Origin of the sequence: Actinokineospora diospyrosa (assembly GCF_024171925.1) — a bacterium.
Lineage (GTDB): Bacteria > Actinomycetota > Actinomycetes > Mycobacteriales > Pseudonocardiaceae > Actinokineospora > Actinokineospora diospyrosa.
The window spans coordinates 266,573-283,127 of the sequence record NZ_JAMTCO010000007.1 but is presented as its reverse complement, the minus strand read 5'-3'; the positions used below and the strand labels follow the sequence as shown (position 1 = coordinate 283,127).

Genomic DNA, 16,555 nt, shown 5'->3' with positions numbered 1-16,555 from the left:
ACAGGACCTCTCGGCAACTCTCAGACATCCGCGAGGTCGTTCCAGCTCAACTGCCGGTCGACCGGTAGGTCGGTGGCGGCCCGGCGGCCGAGCAGGGTGGGGTACTCGGCGGCGCGGATCTCGCCGGTGCCGGGGCGCTTGACCCACAGGTTGGCCGCGGTCAGCTCGTCCCCGGCGGCGATCGGCGCGGTGGTGACGACGCTGGCGTAGGCGAAGTCGATCGTCGGCTGCTCCGCGGCCAAGATCTCTTTGGTGCCACCGAGGGCGGCGAAGATCAACCGGGAGCCGGTGACCAGCTCGGCGAACTCCGCGGGCGTCGAGGACACCGGGATGTCCGGACCCGGCCAGGTGGCGTCCGAGGTGAAGTGCCGCTCCAGCACCCGCGCGCCGAGCGGGACCGCGCCGAGGCACGGGTAGATCGACGTCGTGTGGTCGGACAGGCCGAGGACGGCGTCCGGGAACTCCGCGCGCAGTTCGGCCAGAGCGCCGAGGCGGACCTGCTCGGGCGGGGTCGGGTAGAGCGACGTGCAGTGCAGCAGCGCGTAACCGACCCCGGCGGCGCGCAGCAGGTCCACAGCGGGCCGGATGGAGGCGATGTCGTTCATGCCGGTGGACAGGATGACCGGCTTGCCGAGCGCGGCGATGTGGCCGACCAGCGGGTAGTTGTTGCACTCCCCGGAGCCGATCTTGTACGCGGCGACGTCCAGCTCGGCGAGGCGGTCGGCGGCCGCCCTGGAGAACGGGGTGGACAGGAACACCATGCCCCGCTCCTCGGCGTGCGCCTTGAGCTCGCGCTCCACCGACGCGGGCAGCGCGCAGCGGCGCATCATCGCGTAGATGGGCTCGTCGGCGTTGCCGGGGACGACGTCGTTGGGGATCATCTCGTCCTCGACCACGTGGGTCTGGAACTTGACGCACTCCACGCCCGCGTCGGCCGCGTCGGCGACCATCCGGTGGGCCTTGTCCGGGTCGCCCTCGTGGTTGATGCCGATCTCGGCGATCACCAGTGGCGGGTGGACCGATCCGACGGCACGGGAACCGACGAGTATTTCGGCCAAGGGGGGCGACCTCCTGCGGGGTCGTGAGCGACGGCCGGGTCTCGCGGAGTCTAGCGGCGCGCAGCCGGTCCCGCGCGCTGCAACGACCGGCTACATGCCCTTGGGGGAACCGCCGGTAGTCTCAACCACCGTGCAGGTAACGAGCGCGATAGACATCCCGGCGAGTCCGGTGGTGCACTCCGGGCGGAGTTGGGCGCGGGCGGCTAAGGACATCCGGGACGGCGTCGCCGCCCGGGAGTTGTGGGGCCACCTCGGCTGGCAGGACATCAAACAGCGGTACCGGCGCTCGGTGATCGGGCCGCTGTGGATCACCATGAGCATGGGGGTCACGGCGGCGGGCCTCGGCCTGCTCTACTCCCAGCTGTTCGGCATCGCGGTCAACACGTTCTTGCCCTACCTGACCGTCGGCTTCATCGTCTGGGGCTTCATCCTGGGCTGCCTGACCGAGGGCTCGGACGCGTTCATCTCCAACGAGGGCTTGATCAAGCACCTGCCCGCGCCGCTGACCGTCTACGCGCTGCGGACGGTGTGGCGGCAGACGTTGATGATGCTGCACAACATGCTCGTCTACGCCGTGGTGCTCGCGCTGTTCTTCGGCTCGATCGCCGCGGGCGGCTACACGCTCTCCCCCAACGGCGCCCCCCAGCCGGGCTTGAGCTGGACGATGGTGCTCGCCATCCCCGCGTTCGTCGTGCTCGCCCTCAACGGCGCCTGGGTCGCCCTGCTGTTCGGCATCATCAGCACCCGCTACCGCGACATCCCGCAGGTCATCAACGCGCTGACGCAGCTGCTCTTCTACGCGACGCCGATCGTGTGGCCGGTCGACGTGCTGACCCAGAAGCTCGGCCCCGGCGACTGGAAGCACCTGATCGTCGAGTTGAACCCGCTGTACCACTTCGTGCAGATCCTGCGCGCGCCACTGATCGGCAGCGAGCAGAGCTGGCACCACTGGGTGGTCGTCGGCGTCATCACCGTCGTCGGGTGGAGCCTGGCCTTCTTGGCCATGCGCAACTACCGTGCCCGTGTCTCCTACTGGGTCTGAACGAGGCAGTCACACCATGGTCAGTATCGACGTACACAACGCCTCAGTCGACTTCCCGATCTTCGACGCCAAGACGCGTTCGCTGAAGAAGGCCGTCCTGGGCAAGGTGGGCGGCAAGATCGGCACCGAGGCCCGGGTGCCGATCATCGAGGCGCTGCACGACATCACCCTGAGCCTGCGCGACGGCGACCGGGTCGCCCTGGTCGGGCACAACGGCGCGGGCAAGTCCACGCTGCTGCGGCTGCTCTCGGGCATCTACGAGCCGACGAGGGGCACCTCGGAGATCAAGGGCAAGATCGCCCCGGTCTTCGACCTGGCGGTCGGCATGGACCCGGAGATCTCCGGGATGGAGAACATCTTCATCCGCGGCCTGTTCCTGGGGATGACCCGCAAGCAGATGCAGGAGCGGGTCGAGGACATCTCGCACTTCACCGAGCTCGGCGACTACCTGCACCTGCCGCTGCGCACCTACTCGACCGGCATGCGGGTGCGGCTGGCGCTGGGCGTGGTCACCTCGATCGACCCGGAGATCCTGCTGCTCGACGAGGGCATCGGCGCGGTCGACGCGGCGTTCATGGCCAAGGCGCGCGACCGGCTGGTCGACCTGGTCCGCCGCTCGGGCATGCTGGTGTTCGCCTCGCACTCCGACGAGCTGCTGTTCGAGCTGTGCAACACGGCCATCTGGATGGACGAGGGCCGGATCAAGATGCACGGTGACCTGCGCGAGGTGCTGACGGCCTACAAGGGCCGCGATCCGCTGGAACAGATGAGCCCGGAGACCCTGGAAAGGCTCGGCGAGACTCGATGACGCGGTTGCAGGCGGGTGCGGTGGTGGCCGTAGTGGTCACCCGGCACCGGCGCGCACTCCTGTCCGACTCCCTCAAGATGATCGCGGCGCAGACCCGGCCGCCGGACCACCTGGTCGTGGTGGACAACGGCCCGGACGACTCGGCCGAGGACGTGGTCGCGGCCTGCCCGCTGCCCACCACCTACCTGACCTCGCACCGCAACCTCGGCGGCGCGGGCGGGTTCGCCCTGGGCATGCTGCACGCGCTGTCGATGGGCGCCGACTGGCTGTGGCTGGCCGACGACGACGGCCGCCCCGCCGACGAGACCGTCCTGGCGACCCTGCTCGACGTCGCCGAGCGCCGCGGCCTCGCCGAGGTGTCGCCGATGGTCACCAACATCGACCACCCCGAGCGCCTCGCCTTCCCCCTGCGCCGCGGCCTGACCTGGAAGCGCGAAGCCGACCAGCTCGGCGAGGACTTCCTACCCGGGATCGCCTCCCTGTTCAACGGCGCCCTCTTCCGCGCCGACACCCTCGACGTGGTCGGCGTCCCCGACTACCGCCTCTTCTTCCGCGGTGACGAGGTAGAGATCCACCGCCGCCTCGTGCGGTCGGGCCTACCTTTCGGCACCTGCCTCCGCGCCGCCTACCTACACCCGGATGGCAGCGACGAGTTCAAGCCGATGCTCGGCGGCAAGCTCCACGCGCAAGACCCGGACAACGTGGTGAAGCGCTATTACACCTATCGCAACCGGGGCTACCTCTTGTCGCAGCCGGGCATGCGCAAGCTGGGGATGCTTGAGGTGTTTCGGTTCGGGTTGTACTTCCTGGGCACTAAGCGAGACCCGAAGGCATTCTTCGAGTGGCTAAAACTCGTGCGGCGGGGTCAACGCGAGCAGTTCTTCAGGCACTGACCGCCTTAGGCTGCGCGGCTTGCTTGTCCAGGCTGCTGGTTTGGGCTTTGGCTGACTTGTCCACTCAACGAGCTTGCCCACACGGCTGGCCCCGCCGCAGCGACTTGCCCACCCAACAAGCGCGGCCGCACAGCCACTCGCCCACTCAACGAGCTTCGCCACATAGCTGGCCCCGCCAACGGCAGCTTGCCCACCCAACGAGTGCGGCCGCACACCCACTCGCGACAGGCTCGCCTACTCAACGAGCTTCGCCACGCTGCTGGCTCCGCCACAGCGGCTTACCCATCCAACAAGCGCGGCCCGCACGGCGGCCTTGCCAAGTCAGCGGACTTGGTCCATGGCGGACTTGCCCGGGCAGCTGATTTCGTCCGAGCGGCAAGCCACCGGCCCGGCCTGTCCGGCGCCGAGTTATCCACAACGCCTAAGTTATCCACAGATTTTCCGCGCCCCCCTTTCCGCAGGTCAAATGCGATAGACTGGCACCGGGGTCGCCCCCCGGAGAGGGTGGGGGCCGGGCTGCGCCCGGGGTGTGCGCGAAGCGGTGGCGGTAGGGCTGCCGGAGGGGTGCGGCGGTGGGTGAGGTGGGGCGGGGTAGGGCTACCGGGGATCGGTGAGTGGGGCCGGGAGCTATAGGCGTTCTAGGGCTTCCACTGCCGGGAAGCTGGCGTAGGCAGACCAAGAGCCGAGTCGCAGGCGGAGTTCGGCGGCGTGGCGTCTGCGGAGTAGTGGGCTCTGGGCCATGACGTCGAGTTCGTTGGCGTAGGTCAGTTCCACAATGTCCCGGAGCAGGCCGCTGTCGACCTGGGTTGAGGTGCCGGTGAACCTGTCGCGGACGATGCCGGTCAGCAGTCTCGGGTAGCTGAAGTCGCGGTCCAGGGCGCAATAGGCGTAGACGATGGCTTCTGCCTCGACGCCGATCAGGGTGACCAGTTCTGGGCGTTCGTGGGGGGAGAGCAGGGGGTGCGGGAAGCCGTCGGTTCCGTAGGCGGCGTGGGCCAGGCCCGCGACCTGCAGGGCCTGGCGGGCACCCCAGGAGGCCAGGGCGTCCCGGGTGCGGCCGAGGTGGGCGAGCAGGGTGCCGCCGGGGTGGGCCAGGTCACCGGCGCCCCGCGCCGCCAGGAACTCCTCGATCATGCTGGCGAGGCTACGCGCCCGCACCAGCCCTGTCCGCTGTGAGCAGATCCGCTCCGGGTGAACTTTCCTTGCACGACAACGGTTTCCGTGGTGTGGTGGGCCGCATGAGCGAACAGCGACACGCCCTCTTCCTGCACCTGTCCAGCGGCGGGGAACCGTTGATCTTCTCCCTGTCCGAGCGCGCGGCCAAGAGCCTGGGCCCCCGGCTGCCGGTCTTGATGGCCTCCGGCGGCGTCGACACCCCGGAACTGGCCGACGGGACCTCGGCGGCGATCAACTTCGGGCACGTGGCCAGCGCGCACCTGGACTCGCTGCCCGCGCACGTGCGGGTCTACGGCACCCCGAACAACCGCGGCCACGGGTTCGGCGCGAACTAGCGGCGGAACACCACGGTCCGCAGCAGCACGAAGTTGATCGTGGTGCCGACCCCCTGGGCGATCACCCAGGCCAGCGCGTACTCCCAGCGGAAGGTCGGCAGCACGGCCAGCATGAGCGCGTTCGTACCCACGTTGACGAAGAACGTCACCGTGTAGAGCAGGGCGAAGCCGCCCGCCTGGCCAGCGCCCCGGTCGGCGGCGTCGGTGAAGGTGAAGCGCTTGTTGAGGAAGTAGGCCGTGGTGGTGCCCAGGATGAAGCTGATCGCCTTCGCCAGGTGCACCCACAGGCCCGCGTGCAGCAGCAGCCAGTAGACCCCGGAGTCGACCAGCGCGCAGAAGCCGCCGACCAGCACGAACCGGACGAGCTGCTGGACCAGCCCCACCCGCTGCGGCCCGGCCACCGCACCGCGCACCTCGGCCGCGTCATCCCGCGTGTCAGACATTCAGCCCCACATCTCAGACATCCAGCCCCACGTCTCAGACATCCAGCCCCACGTCTCGGACATTCAGCCCCACGTCTCGGACATTCAGCCCCGCCTGTGTTGAGCCCCGACAGCAGGACAAGTCTAGGAGCGCCCGGCCACCCGGCTACCCTGGGGCCGGTGGAGCCAGGAGAGTTCGAGACCCGCAGGCTGACCGGCTGGGGGCGTACGGCACCAAGCGTCGCCTCGGTCGCCACCCCCAGCACCCCGGACGACGTCATCGCCGCGGTCGGCCAGGCTGGCCCGCGCGGGGTCATCGCGCGGGGCCTCGGCCGCTCCTACGGCGACCCCGCGCAGAACGCCGGTGGCCTGGTCGTGGACATGACCGGGGTCAACCGCATCCACTCGATCGACGCCGAGACCGGGCTGGCCGTGCTCGACGCCGGGGTGAACCTGGACCAGCTGATGCGGGCGGCGCTGCCGTTCGGACTGTGGGTCCCGGTGCTGCCCGGCACCCGCCAGGTCACCATCGGCGGGGCGATCGGCTCGGACATCCACGGCAAGAACCACCACACCGCGGGCAGCTTCGGCAACCACGTGCGGTCGATGGAGCTGCTCACCGCGGACGGCTCGGTCCGCACCCTCACCCCGGACGGCCCCGAGTCGGACCTGTTCTGGGCGACCGTGGGCGGCATGGGCCTGACCGGCATCATCCTGCGGGCGACGGTGGCGCTCAAGCACACCGAGTCGGCGTACTTCATCTCCGACACCGACCGCACCGCGGACCTGGACGAGACGCTGGCGGTGTTCTCCAACGGCTCGGACGACACCTACGAGTACTCGATGGCGTGGTTCGACTCGATCTCCACCGACGGCAGGCTCGGCCGCGCGGTGTTCTCCCGCGGCTCGCTGGCCACGCTCGACGAGCTGCCCAAGAAGTACCGGGACGACCCGCTGCGCTTCGACGCGCCACAGCTGTTGACGCTGCCGGACGTCTTCCCCAACGGGCTGGCCAACAAGCTCACCTTCCGGCTGCTCGGCGAGGCCTGGTACCGCAAGGCGCCCAAGCAGGCGCGCGGCAAGATCATGAACCTGACGGCATTCTACCACCCGCTGGACATGTTCGGCGAGTGGAACCGGGCCTATGGCACGAACGGGTTCCTGCAGTACCAGTTCATCATCCCGTTCAGCGCCGAGGCCGAGCTGCGCTCGATCGTGCGACAGATGGCCGATTCGGGGCACGTGTCGTTCCTCAACGTGTTCAAGCGCATGGGTGAGGGCAACCGGGCGCCGCTGTCGTTCCCCCGGCCGGGGTGGACGATCACAGTGGACTTCCCGATCGCGCCGGGGCTGCACGAGTTCTGCGCCCGGCTCGACGAGCAGGTGCTCGCCGCCGGTGGTCGGCTGTACCTGGCCAAGGAGTCGCGCACCGCGCCGGAGACCTTCCACCAGATGTACCCCCGGCTCGACGAGTGGCGGAAGGTGCGCCAGTCGGTCGACCCGGACGGCCTGTTCACCTCGGACCAATCGCGAAGGCTCGGACTTTGATCAACGCAGTCGGTACCCCGCAGTCCCTGCTCCTGCTCGGTGGCACGTCCGAGATCGGGCTGGCCATCGCCGAGAACTACGCCAAGCAGCGGCAGTTGACGGTCACCCTCGCCGCCCGCCCGTCCGCCCGGCTGGACGAGGCCGCCGACCGGCTGCGCAGGCTCGGCGCGACCGTGCGCACAGTCGCCTTTGACGCGACCGACCTGGACTCGCACCCGAAGGTGATCGAGGAGGCGTTCGCCGACAACGACATCGACGTCGCTGTCGTCGCGTTCGGCGTGCTGGGCGACGCCGAGCAGCTGTGGCAGGACCACGCGGCCGGGGTCGCGGCCGCGCAGGTGAACTACACGGCGGCGGTGTCGGTGGGCATCGCGCTGGCCGAGAAGCTGCGCAAGCAGGGCCACGGTTCGATCATCGCGCTGTCGTCGGTCGCCGGTGAGCGGGTGCGCCGGTCGAACTTCGTCTACGGCTCCACCAAGGCCGGGTTCGACGGCTTCTACCTCGGCCTCGGCGAGGCGCTGCGGCCCGAAGGGGTCAACGTCACAGTGGTGCGGCCCGGGTTCGTGCACACCAAGATGACCGAGGGCCTCAAGGCGGCGCCGATGGCCACGACCGCGGACAAGGTCGCGCAGATCGCGGTGGACGCGGTGCGCGGCCGCAAGGACCTGGTGTGGGCGCCCGCGCAGTGGCGGCTGGTGATGTCGGTGCTGCGCCACATCCCGCGCCCCATCTTCCGCAAGCTCCCCATCTGACCCGTTCGCGCCATCGGCCCGCGCGGGTCGCGTTAGCATCGCCGTCGGGGTTCACCGAGGGGGATGGATGGCGCTCGACGACGCGTTCCAGCAGAGCATGCGCAGGTTCGAGGAGCAGGCGGCCGCGGCGGCCGGGCTGCGCGAGCGGATCGGCGAGCTGAAGGGCAGCGCCCGCAACACCGACGGCTCGGTGACCGTGACGGTCGCCCCGTCCGGCGCGGTGCTGGGGCTCGCGCTGACGCCCGCGGCGATGAACCGGTCGCACACGCAGCTCACGCAGGAGATCCTGGGCACGATCCGGGCCGCGACCCAGCAAGCGGCGGCGCAGGTGGAAGAGGTCGTCCGCCCAGCCGTCGGCGACGCGTACTACGAGCAGTTCCAGGCGGCCCTGCGCGCCCACGCCCCCGCTGTGCAGCCGCTCGGCCCGACGCCGCCGCCGGAGCCCGCCGCGCTCCCCCAGCCGGGTGCAGCGCCGGTCCGCAAACCCCGGCCCCCGGTCGAGGACGACGGCGACTTCTCCGACGAGACCATCTACGGCGGCCCCCGATGACCGGCTTCGACGTCAACGGCGGCGCTCTCCTCGCGCACAGTGCGGGCTCGGCCAGCCAGGGCGACAACTTCGCGAGCCTGGCGCACCTGCTCGAACAGGCCGGGGTCAGCCACGACTGCTTCGGTCCGCTGTTCTTCTTCTTCGAGAACACCTACACCGAGACGCTGCGCGAATGCCAAGGCATGGCCAACAAGGCAGCGGGCTACTTACGCGAGATCTCGACCGCCGTCGCCGACACGGCAACCTCCTACGGCGCGACCGAGGCTGACAACACCACCGGTCTGGCTTCTATAGAGGGCCCGACAATCGGTTCGCTCGGTGAGCTGGAGGGCGCAGGAGCCGCGACCCGCAAGACCGACTTCCAACAGGCCTCCGCCTACGGCAGCTCGTGGGCCGAGAACTCCTACAAGGTCGCCGACCAGGTCAAGGACCCCGGCGACCCGCCGGAGATGGCGTTCGCCGCGTTCAACGCCCGCATGGAGCAGATCCAGACGGTCATGAGCCCCGGCCAGGCGTTCATCGACAACGGCCTGGGCTGGCTGATCTCCATCGTGATCAGCCCCCTGGTCAACCTGGTGCTGGAACCGGCCCTGGGCGACCCGGAGCAGATGCGGGCAACCGCCAAGGGCTGGGAGAAGGTCACCGACTGGCTCGACAAGGTCGGCGACCGGGAAGAGGCCCGCGCCTCGGCCACCGGCGACGCCTGGCAGGGCGAAGCCGCTGACGCCTTCCGCACCGAGATGACCGAGTTCGCCGACGGCGCCCGCGCCCTCGGCGGCGACATCGCAGGCCTGACCTCGGTCCTGGAAACCGCCGCGGACATCTTCGACACCTTCGTCCAGGTGGTCGTCGACATCATCCAGGAACTGGTCCTCGGCCTGATCATCGAATGGCTGGCCGCCCTGGCCGCCTCCTGGATCACCTTCGGCAGCTCGACAGCGGTAGCCACCGGGTTGACCGCGTCCCAGGTAGCGATCACGAGCAGCCGCCTCGGCAAGCAGGTGGCCCAACAAGCGCAGCGGCTGAAGCCGCTGTTCACCCAACTGGAAGACCTGCTGAAACTGGTGCGCGGCGGCAAGTTGAGCAAGGTCATGGACGTGGCCAGCCAGCAGCGCGGAGCGATGGTGGGCAGGCGGGTGCTGGGGAGCAACCCGATCACGAAGTCGGCCGCCAGCTTCGACAACATGCGTGACGCAACCAAGGCCAAGGACAAGGCCCAAGCCGTGTTGGACAAAGCGATCGACTCCGGGGACGCGAAGAAGATCGAGAAGGCCCGAGAGGGACTCAGCGACGCTGAGACGCGGGTGGACAACGCCACCGCCAGGCGGACTGTCTCCGGGCACAACGTCTTCGGCAAAGCAGCGACCGGGGAACAGGCACTGGCCCAGCAGGCTGTTCAAGCGGGACTCGGCTACCTCGGCCTCTCCGGCACAACCACGGTGGGGACGGCCGTCGTTCGGGGGACTCTGGAGAACGTGCCGGGCGCCGCGCTGGAGTGGGGCGTTGGCCAAGCCTACGACTACGCCGAGGACCCGAGCACGGAAGAGGAGCGCAAGGCGGCGCAGGAGCGCGGGTTCAGCTGATAGCCATACCGGGGGACACATGACACTCATCACGGCCGATCTCGCGGGCCCGGTGATCCACGCCAGGAAGTTGCTGGCAGGAACCGGAGAGCAACTGCTGTGGGCGGCGCACGCGAAGCACTACCAACTGGACATTCGGGGGTTCGAGTCCGCTCGTGTTCCATCAGTGGACCTGAGCGGGATCCCGATGAAGGTGGCCAATAGCGTCGTTGACGGCATCCTCGACACTCCCGACACCCATACCCCCGATTACAGCCCGGATGTCGTAGTCGTTGGTAGCACGGACATGCAGGCGTTCAAGGTGTTCGAGCACCAGTTCGGCCGAACTCTCTGGGTGCTCACACCTGCGGGATTGCGCGTGGGACGGGTGGCGACGAACACCAAGCCGGAGCCGGAACCTGAACCCGAGCCGTCAAAGGGCTTCTTCGGTGGTGTGGTCCACGCGGCCAAGTCGTTCACCGACGCTTTCGCGAAGCAGACCGTGTGGCCGCAGATGCCCACCTACCCGGTGGAGTTGGAGTTCGAGGTGCCGCGGCGCGACATCAGGGGTTTCACAGTCGCCGCGCGGGGAGTGTTGCGCAGCAAGCTGCACTGCCTGCGGATGGAACTCGTCGACGGCTCCGGCTATGACCTCGTGTTCGGAGCGGGGAAGAACCGCGCCCAGATCGAGCGCATGCACGCCCTCACCCTCGGCGCGGCGGAGTAGCTAATGGTGATCCAGAAGGACCTCTACCGGGAGTGGACGACCCCCGGGGAGAAGATCCGCGTCGCCTTGGGGGCACGCGGCCGCACTGTCGGCTCCCGGATCGGGGGCGTTGTGCGCGCGCCGCACCCCGCACCGGCAGATGCCCCGGAAACCCGGTGGATCGACCGCAAGTACCCCGATCCGGCCGAGTTCACGGCCAGTGGCCGATACGACGGCCACGAGTGGGCCGACGATGACTCCCTGGGTTGGTGGGCCGACGCCGACGCGGCAGGACAGGACTCGGCGCTGGCCGCCGATGCGTTGGCGATCGGGCAGGGCGAGATCGGGCTAGCCATCACCGACCGCCGGATCGCGATCATCTTTCCGGAGATCCTGCTGGTCAGCACCCTGGAGGCGCGCAAAGCAGCAGCCAAGGACCGGGGCCTCGTCGGGCAGGCGCTAGCCACAGCGGGCACCTACTTGGACAACTCCCACCAGTGGAGCTTCCGGGACAAGGTGTACTCGGTGTGGGAGACCGACGTCCACCGGGTGGCGGTGTGGGACCAGGTACTGGTCGGCCGTGGCATCCCGGCACCCGAGGTGCTGCGGGTGCGGTTCCACGACGGGTCGGTGCTGTACGCGCGTATCCAGAAGTACGACCTGATCGAGTAAGTCCCCGGTTGGTGGCCCCGCTGGTGACATGCCCGGCGGGAAGGCCGATAGTGGTCAATGAGCACACTGACCTGGGGGTAGAGAAGTGCGCATCTTGGTGCTTGGGCCGGTCGAGATCCGGGCCGAGGCGGTGGACGGGCTGGTGGTTCCGCTTGGCGGGGCCAAGCCGAAGGCGTTGTTGGCCGCGTTGTTGTTGCACGCGCGACAGGTGGTGGCGACCGACCGCTTGATCGACCTGATCTGGGACGACGCCCCGCCCGCTTCGGCCACGGCGTTGGTGCACACCTACGTCTCGTCGGTGCGGCGCGCCGTAGCGGCGGCTGGGCGCAAGGGGGCGTTGACGACTAAGGCGCCCGGGTACCTGCTTGATGTCGATCCGACGGACAGTGACCTCGAGGGGTTCGAGAACCACCTGTACGCGGCGCGGCACGCGGAGCGGCAGGAGGACCACGAGTCGGCTGCCGGGCTGTTCGAGCAGGCGCTGCGGCTGTGGCGGGGGCCCGCGTTCGGCGGGGTCGACGCCGAGTTCGCGCGGGCGCAGGCGACCAGTCTCACCGAGGAGCGGTTGGGGGCCGAGGAGGGGCTGGCCCGCTGCCAGCTGCACCAGGGCAGGGCCGCCGAGGTCGCGGCGCACCTGCGGCGGCTGGTGAACGCGAATCCCCTTCGTGAACAGTCCCGGGCGCTGCTCATGCGCGCGCTCTACGAGAGCGGCAGGCAGGGCGACGCGCTGGCGGTCTACCGCGACGGGCGCGAGCACCTGCTCGAGGAGCTCGGGGTCGAGCCGGGGGCGGAGCTGCGCGAATTGCAGGCGGAGATCCTGGACGGGACGCCGCGCACCAGCACCGCCACCAAGCGCCGGGTCGTGGTGCGGCCCCAGCACGCCGTGCCCCGGCACCTGCCGCCGGACCTGAGCGACTTCACCGGCCGCGAGGAGCAGTTGCGGGCGATCCTGGCGGTCAGCGAGGCGGACGCGGTCACCGCGCCCACCGTCGTGGTGTCCGGGTTCGCGGGGGCGGGCAAGTCGACGCTGGCCGTCCACGCCGCGCACCGGCTCCGGGGGCGGTACCCGGATGGCCAGTTGTTCGCCGACCTGCGGGGCAGTGAGCGCAACCTGGGCGCCTTCGAGGTGCTCGGCCGGTTCCTCGGCGCGCTCGGCGTCGAGGCGGCCGACCTGCCCGGGGACGTCGACGAGCGGGTCGAGCTGTTCCGCAGGCGGGTCGACGACAAGCGGCTGCTGGTGGTGCTGGACAACGCGCGCGACGAGCAGCAGGTGCGGCACCTGATGCCGGGGGCGCCGAACTGCCTGGTGATCGTCACCAGCCGGTCGCGGCTGACCGGGCTGACCGGCACCGTCGGGGTCGAGTTGGACCTGCTGTCGACCGAGGCTTCCGTGCGGATGCTGGGTCGGATCGTCGGGGTGAGCAGGGTGGCGGCCGAGCCGATGGCGGCGGCGACGATCGCGCAGCTGTGCGGGGGGATCCCGCTGGCGGTGCGCGCGGCGGGCGCGAAGCTGCAGGCCAGGCCGCACTGGCCGCTGCGGGCGCTGGCGTCGCGGCTGTCCGACGAGCGGCGCAGGCTCGACGAGCTGGCCGTCGGTGACCTCGCCGTGCGCTCCAGCCTGCGGCTCAACTACGTCGAGCTCGACGACCTGCACCGGCACGCCTTCCACCTGCTTGCCCTGCTCGACCTGCCGGACCTTGGCTCGTGGCTGGCCGCGCCGCTGCTGGACATCCCGCTCGACGACGCCGAGGACGTGGTCGAGCGGCTGGTCGACCTGCGGCTGCTGGAGGTCGCCGGGATCGACGCGATCGGCCGGGTCCGCTACCGCTTCCACGACCTGGTGCAGCTCTTCGGCGCCGAGCAGGCCATGCGCGACGAACCGGCCGACGGGGTCGCCGCCGCGGTGTGCCGGACGCTGGCGACCTGGATGGCGCTGGTCGACGCGGGGGCGAGCAAGCTGCCCCGGGTGACGCTGGGGCTGCGGCCGCAGGTGCGCACCAGCGTCGAGCTGGACCCGCGGCTGGTCGCCGAGACCGAGCACGACCCGTCCGGCTGGTTCAAGTCGGAGACCTCGGCCGTGGTGCGGGCGGTGGAGCGGGCGCACGAGCTGGGCATCGACGAGATGACCACGATGTTGATCGCCTCGCTGCTGTCCTCGCCGTTCGCCGCGCGCAACGAGTTCGACGGGTGGCAGCGCACGCACGAGGTCGCCCTGGCCGCGGCCCGCGACAGCGGCGACACCCGCGCCGAGGCCACCGTGCTGGCCGGGCTCGGGCAGCTCTACTACGAGAAGGACGAGTTCCCGGCCGCGCTGTCGTACTTCACCCAGGCCGCGGAGGGCGCCGAGCAGGTCGGCGACCTGGCGACGCTGGCGGTGTCGCTGGTCGGCATCGGCACGGTGCACCGCGACCTCGCCGACTTCCGGGCCGCCCGCGACCACCTGGCCAGGGCCGCCCGGATCGCCGAGGAGCTCGGGGACCTGAGCGTGGTGACCGCGGCCGACTACGGGCTCGGTGCGAGCTGGCGCGACCTGGGTGACCTCCCGGCGGCCACGACCCGGCTCACCCGCTGCGTCGACTCCTACCGCGAGCTGGGCGACGAGCGGGGCGCGGGGTTGGCGCTGCGCGGGCTGAGCCTGTGCCACCGGGCGGTCGGCGCCGCGGACCTGGCCGCGGAGCTGAGCGAGCAGGCGGAGGCCGTGCTGCGGGCCGCGGGTGACCAGCTGGGCGCCGCCTACGCCACGCAGTCGCTGGCCAAGGCGCGGATCCGGCAGGGCAGGACGGAAGGCGTCGCCGAGGCCCTCGCCGACTGCCTCACGTTGTGCACGAGCAAGGGCGACCGGTTCGGGGTCGCCCTGGTCACCCGCACCCTCGGTGAGCTTGCCTTGGCCGAAGGCGAGTTGGCGGCCGCGCGCAGCCTCCTCGCCGACGCCTTGGCCAAGTGGACCGAGTTAGACCTACCGCTGTGGCAGGCGCGCACGCTGCGCGATCTAGCAGCGGCTGAAGCGGCGGACGACGAAGAGATGGCTTTAACGCACTGGGACCGGGCAAGGGCCCTGTTCGCAGAGGCGACCACCAGGGAAGTAACCGAGCTGGTCGACCTCACGCCCTTGGCGTGGTCGCACGCTGTGCGCCTATAGGCGGGTTATAGGTCGTCGCCAGGGTTTCTCGACAGTCGGCTGCCAGGGTGACGGCATGTCGACCAGGGAAGACGTCCTCCACCGCGCCCAGAGCTGGGTCGAGAGCGCGGTGCCGCACGATCCGGCGGGGTGGTGGCAGGACCAGTACGGCTGCTACCCCACCACCGCCACAGGGCTCGTCGCGATGGCCTGGCAGCTCAACCGTGGCGTGACGATCGAGGAGGCGTCCCGGCCTATAGACAAGGACGGGCTGGCCGGTGGCGACGTCATGCTGCGCGACGAACGGCATGTCGCGCTGTTCGAGGGATGGGCGGACCCGGACCGTGGGAGCTACTGGGGCCTAGAGCTGCGCCCACTGCTCGGCACGGTAAGACGCCGGATCCGCTACCCGTACGAGAACTCGTCCCGGCACTACCACCCGCGAGAGCGGTTACCGGGCTACAGGTAGATGGACAGCGCCAAGCACACGACCCAGCCCGCACCGAGGACCTGGAGCACCCGGTCCTTGAGCGCGATGTCCTCCGGCGTACCCGCGTGCCCGCCGTCGACGTCGACCGCGTAGCGCAGCACGGCGATGACGAACGGGACGATCGAGATGACCGCCCAGACCGAGTTGTGCGGGTTGGTCGCGCGGATCTCGAACGCCCACAACGAGTACGTGGTGATCATGATCGCCGCGGCCGTGGCCCAGACGAAGCGCAGGTAGCTCGAGGAGTACTTCGACAGCGACGAGCGGATCTTGGCGCCGGTCCGCTCGAACAGCACGATCTCGGCGTAGCGCTTCCCGGAGACCATGAACAGCGAGCCGAACGCGGTGACCAGCAGGAACCACTGCGACAGCGGGATGCCCGCGGCGACGCCACCGGCGATCGAGCGCAGCAGGAACCCGGAGGCCACGATGCACAGGTCGATCACCGGCTGGTGCTTGAGGCCCAGGCAGTAGCCCAGCTGGACCGCCGCGTACACGGCCAGCACGACCGTCAGCTCCCAGCCCGCGAGCAGGCTGACGCCGAGCGCGGCGACGGCCAGCACCGCCGAGGTCGCGTAGGCCAGCCGCACCGGGACGATGCCCGAGGCGATCGGCCGGTTGCGCTTGGTCGGGTGCTCCCGGTCGGCCACCACGTCGATGGCGTCGTTGACCAGGTACACCGCCGAGGAGATCAGGCAGAACGAGGCGAACGCGATCACCGCGGCGAGCAGGACCTCCTGCTCGAAGACCCGGTTCGCGGTGAACGGCGCCGCGAGGACCAGGACGTTCTTCACCCACTGCCGGGGCCGGGCGGTGCGCACCAGCCCGGCCAGCAGGCTCGGGCGCGCCGGTTCCGGTGTGGTCTCGGCCGGGGTCTCGGCCACCTTCTCGCTCACCGCTTGCCTCCCCTGAGCTTGCGCCGCAGCAGGCCGCCGACCAGGGCGCCGAGGGCGGAGCCCGCGAGCACGTCGGTCGGGTAGTGCACGCCCAGCACCAGCCGCGAGAGCAGCATCGGCGGGACGAGCACCGGGACCAGCTTGCGTCCGGTCAGCCCGGAGAACAACACGGCGGCCGCCGTGGTGGAGGTCGCGTGCGAGGACGGGAAGCTCAACTTGCTCGGCGTGCCGACGAGCACCTGCACGGACGGGTCGTCCGGCCGGGGCCTGCGCACGACCCGCTTGACCGCGATGGACGCGGCGTGCGCGGCGACGACGCCACCGGCCGCGACCAGCCAGTCCTTGCGCCTGCGCTTGTCGACGGCCGCGCCGAGCAGGCCGAGCGCGAACCAGCCCGCGCTGTGCTCGCCGAACAGCGACAACCCCTTGGCGGCCGTCACCACCGGTGCGGTGCCGATGGCGCCCTGCACCCGGCTCAGCGCGGCGGTCTCCCGCCTCGCCCCGGACGTGCTGCGGTCCACTTGGCT

At 70.1% G+C, this 16,555-nt stretch carries 17 protein-coding genes; 12 read left to right on the top strand and 5 right to left on the bottom strand.

The genetic code is table 11. From position 1 onward, the window contains the following. Window positions 1–20 precede the first annotated feature (20 nt). On the bottom strand, window positions 21–1,004 hold the full coding sequence (locus tag LV75_RS15175; RefSeq protein WP_308210970.1) for an N-acetylneuraminate synthase family protein: 984 nt from the start codon (window positions 1,002–1,004) through the stop codon (window positions 21–23). 208 nt (window positions 1,005–1,212) lie between these two features. Between LV75_RS15175 and wzm the strand changes: the two genes are divergently transcribed. The 3 genes from wzm to glfT1 are packed head-to-tail and all read left to right on the top strand — an operon-like array spanning window position 1,213 to window position 3,801. Beyond that, on the top strand, window positions 1,213–2,100 hold the full coding sequence (gene wzm, locus LV75_RS15170) for a galactan export ABC transporter permease subunit Wzm/RfbD (RefSeq protein ID WP_372504185.1): 888 nt from the start codon (window positions 1,213–1,215) through the stop codon (window positions 2,098–2,100). A gap of 16 nt (window positions 2,101–2,116) precedes the next feature. Then, entirely contained in the window at window positions 2,117–2,908 is a 792-nt protein-coding gene (gene wzt, locus LV75_RS15165) for a galactan export ABC transporter ATP-binding subunit Wzt/RfbE (protein ID WP_204449834.1), read from the top strand. Next, window positions 2,905–3,801, top strand: coding sequence for a galactofuranosyltransferase GlfT1 (glfT1, locus tag LV75_RS15160; RefSeq protein ID WP_253887530.1), 897 nt, complete (start codon window positions 2,905–2,907; stop codon window positions 3,799–3,801). The genes wzt and glfT1 overlap by 4 nt, the downstream gene beginning before the upstream one ends. Window positions 3,802–4,428: 627 nt before the next feature. Here the strand turns inward: glfT1 and LV75_RS15155 are convergent. Then, window positions 4,429–4,935 (bottom strand): DUF6817 domain-containing protein, encoded by a 507-nt coding sequence (locus LV75_RS15155; RefSeq protein ID WP_253887529.1) that lies wholly within the window; start codon window positions 4,933–4,935, stop codon window positions 4,429–4,431. 104 nt (window positions 4,936–5,039) lie between these two features. Here LV75_RS15155 and LV75_RS15150 point away from each other — a divergent pair, with 104 nt between their 5' ends. Next, window positions 5,040–5,312, top strand: coding sequence for a hypothetical protein (locus tag LV75_RS15150; protein WP_253887528.1), 273 nt, complete (start codon window positions 5,040–5,042; stop codon window positions 5,310–5,312). Here the strand turns inward: LV75_RS15150 and LV75_RS15145 are convergent. Beyond that, window positions 5,309–5,755 (bottom strand): GtrA family protein, encoded by a 447-nt coding sequence (locus LV75_RS15145; protein WP_253887527.1) that lies wholly within the window; start codon window positions 5,753–5,755, stop codon window positions 5,309–5,311. The two genes, LV75_RS15150 and LV75_RS15145, sit on opposite strands and share 4 nt — an antisense overlap. Window positions 5,756–5,914: 159 nt before the next feature. Between LV75_RS15145 and dprE1 the strand changes: the two genes are divergently transcribed. The 8 genes from dprE1 (at window position 5,915) to LV75_RS15105 (ending at window position 15,111) form a co-directional block, all read left to right on the top strand. Continuing rightward, entirely contained in the window at window positions 5,915–7,282 is a 1,368-nt protein-coding gene (gene dprE1 / locus LV75_RS15140; protein ID WP_253887526.1) for a decaprenylphosphoryl-beta-D-ribose oxidase, read from the top strand. After that, the gene (gene dprE2 / locus LV75_RS15135; protein ID WP_253887525.1) at window positions 7,279–8,034 is read left to right on the top strand and encodes a decaprenylphospho-beta-D-erythro-pentofuranosid-2-ulose 2-reductase; all 756 of its coding nucleotides are present in this window, start codon (window positions 7,279–7,281) and stop codon (window positions 8,032–8,034) included. Before dprE1 ends, dprE2 begins: the two co-directional genes overlap by 4 nt. A gap of 67 nt (window positions 8,035–8,101) precedes the next feature. Next, window positions 8,102–8,584: a YbaB/EbfC family nucleoid-associated protein gene (locus tag LV75_RS15130; RefSeq protein ID WP_253887524.1), complete on the top strand. Its 483-nt coding sequence runs from the start codon at window positions 8,102–8,104 to the stop codon at window positions 8,582–8,584. Then, window positions 8,581–10,167, top strand: coding sequence for a WXG100 family type VII secretion target (locus LV75_RS15125; protein WP_253887523.1), 1,587 nt, complete (start codon window positions 8,581–8,583; stop codon window positions 10,165–10,167). Before LV75_RS15130 ends, LV75_RS15125 begins: the two co-directional genes overlap by 4 nt. A 19-nt stretch (window positions 10,168–10,186) precedes the next feature. Then, window positions 10,187–10,873, top strand: a complete 687-nt coding sequence (locus LV75_RS15120; protein ID WP_253887522.1) for a hypothetical protein — start codon at window positions 10,187–10,189, stop codon at window positions 10,871–10,873. Window positions 10,874–10,876: 3 nt separating this feature from the next. Further along, a complete protein-coding gene (locus LV75_RS15115; RefSeq protein WP_253887521.1) occupies window positions 10,877–11,524 on the top strand; it encodes a hypothetical protein in 648 nt (215 codons plus the stop codon). Between the two features lie 85 nt (window positions 11,525–11,609). Next, window positions 11,610–14,663, top strand: coding sequence for an AfsR/SARP family transcriptional regulator (locus tag LV75_RS15110; RefSeq protein ID WP_253887520.1), 3,054 nt, complete (start codon window positions 11,610–11,612; stop codon window positions 14,661–14,663). Between the two features lie 55 nt (window positions 14,664–14,718). After that, a complete protein-coding gene (locus tag LV75_RS15105; protein WP_253887519.1) occupies window positions 14,719–15,111 on the top strand; it encodes a hypothetical protein in 393 nt (130 codons plus the stop codon). On the opposite strand, the gene LV75_RS15100 is transcribed toward LV75_RS15105, so the two are convergent. Together LV75_RS15100 and LV75_RS15095 are read right to left on the bottom strand one after the other, a co-directional pair. Further along, entirely contained in the window at window positions 15,102–15,968 is an 867-nt protein-coding gene (locus LV75_RS15100; protein ID WP_301319263.1) for a decaprenyl-phosphate phosphoribosyltransferase, read from the bottom strand. The genes LV75_RS15105 and LV75_RS15100 overlap by 10 nt on opposite strands. A 56-nt stretch (window positions 15,969–16,024) precedes the next feature. Then, a complete protein-coding gene (locus LV75_RS15095; RefSeq protein WP_301319262.1) occupies window positions 16,025–16,507 on the bottom strand; it encodes a phosphatase PAP2 family protein in 483 nt (160 codons plus the stop codon). Window positions 16,508–16,555: the final 48 nt, after the last annotated feature.

What these genes read in the sequence shown, in the direction of transcription:
- LV75_RS15150 (WP_253887528.1), top strand. Translation starts at nt 5,040, where the DNA reads ATGAGCGAACAGCGACACGCCCTCTTCCTGCACCTGTCCAGCGGCGGG.
- wzt (WP_204449834.1), top strand. Translation starts at nt 2,117, where the DNA reads ATGGTCAGTATCGACGTACACAACGCCTCAGTCGACTTCCCGATCTTC.
- LV75_RS15155 (WP_253887529.1), bottom strand. Translation starts at nt 4,935, where the DNA reads ATGATCGAGGAGTTCCTGGCGGCGCGGGGCGCCGGTGACCTGGCCCAC.
- LV75_RS15105 (WP_253887519.1), top strand. Translation starts at nt 14,719, where the DNA reads ATGTCGACCAGGGAAGACGTCCTCCACCGCGCCCAGAGCTGGGTCGAG.
- LV75_RS15130 (WP_253887524.1), top strand. Translation starts at nt 8,102, where the DNA reads ATGGCGCTCGACGACGCGTTCCAGCAGAGCATGCGCAGGTTCGAGGAG.
- LV75_RS15120 (WP_253887522.1), top strand. Translation starts at nt 10,187, where the DNA reads ATGACACTCATCACGGCCGATCTCGCGGGCCCGGTGATCCACGCCAGG.
- glfT1 (WP_253887530.1), top strand. Translation starts at nt 2,905, where the DNA reads ATGACGCGGTTGCAGGCGGGTGCGGTGGTGGCCGTAGTGGTCACCCGG.
- LV75_RS15115 (WP_253887521.1), top strand. Translation starts at nt 10,877, where the DNA reads ATGGTGATCCAGAAGGACCTCTACCGGGAGTGGACGACCCCCGGGGAG.
- LV75_RS15145 (WP_253887527.1), bottom strand. Translation starts at nt 5,755, where the DNA reads ATGTCTGACACGCGGGATGACGCGGCCGAGGTGCGCGGTGCGGTGGCC.
- LV75_RS15125 (WP_253887523.1), top strand. Translation starts at nt 8,581, where the DNA reads ATGACCGGCTTCGACGTCAACGGCGGCGCTCTCCTCGCGCACAGTGCG.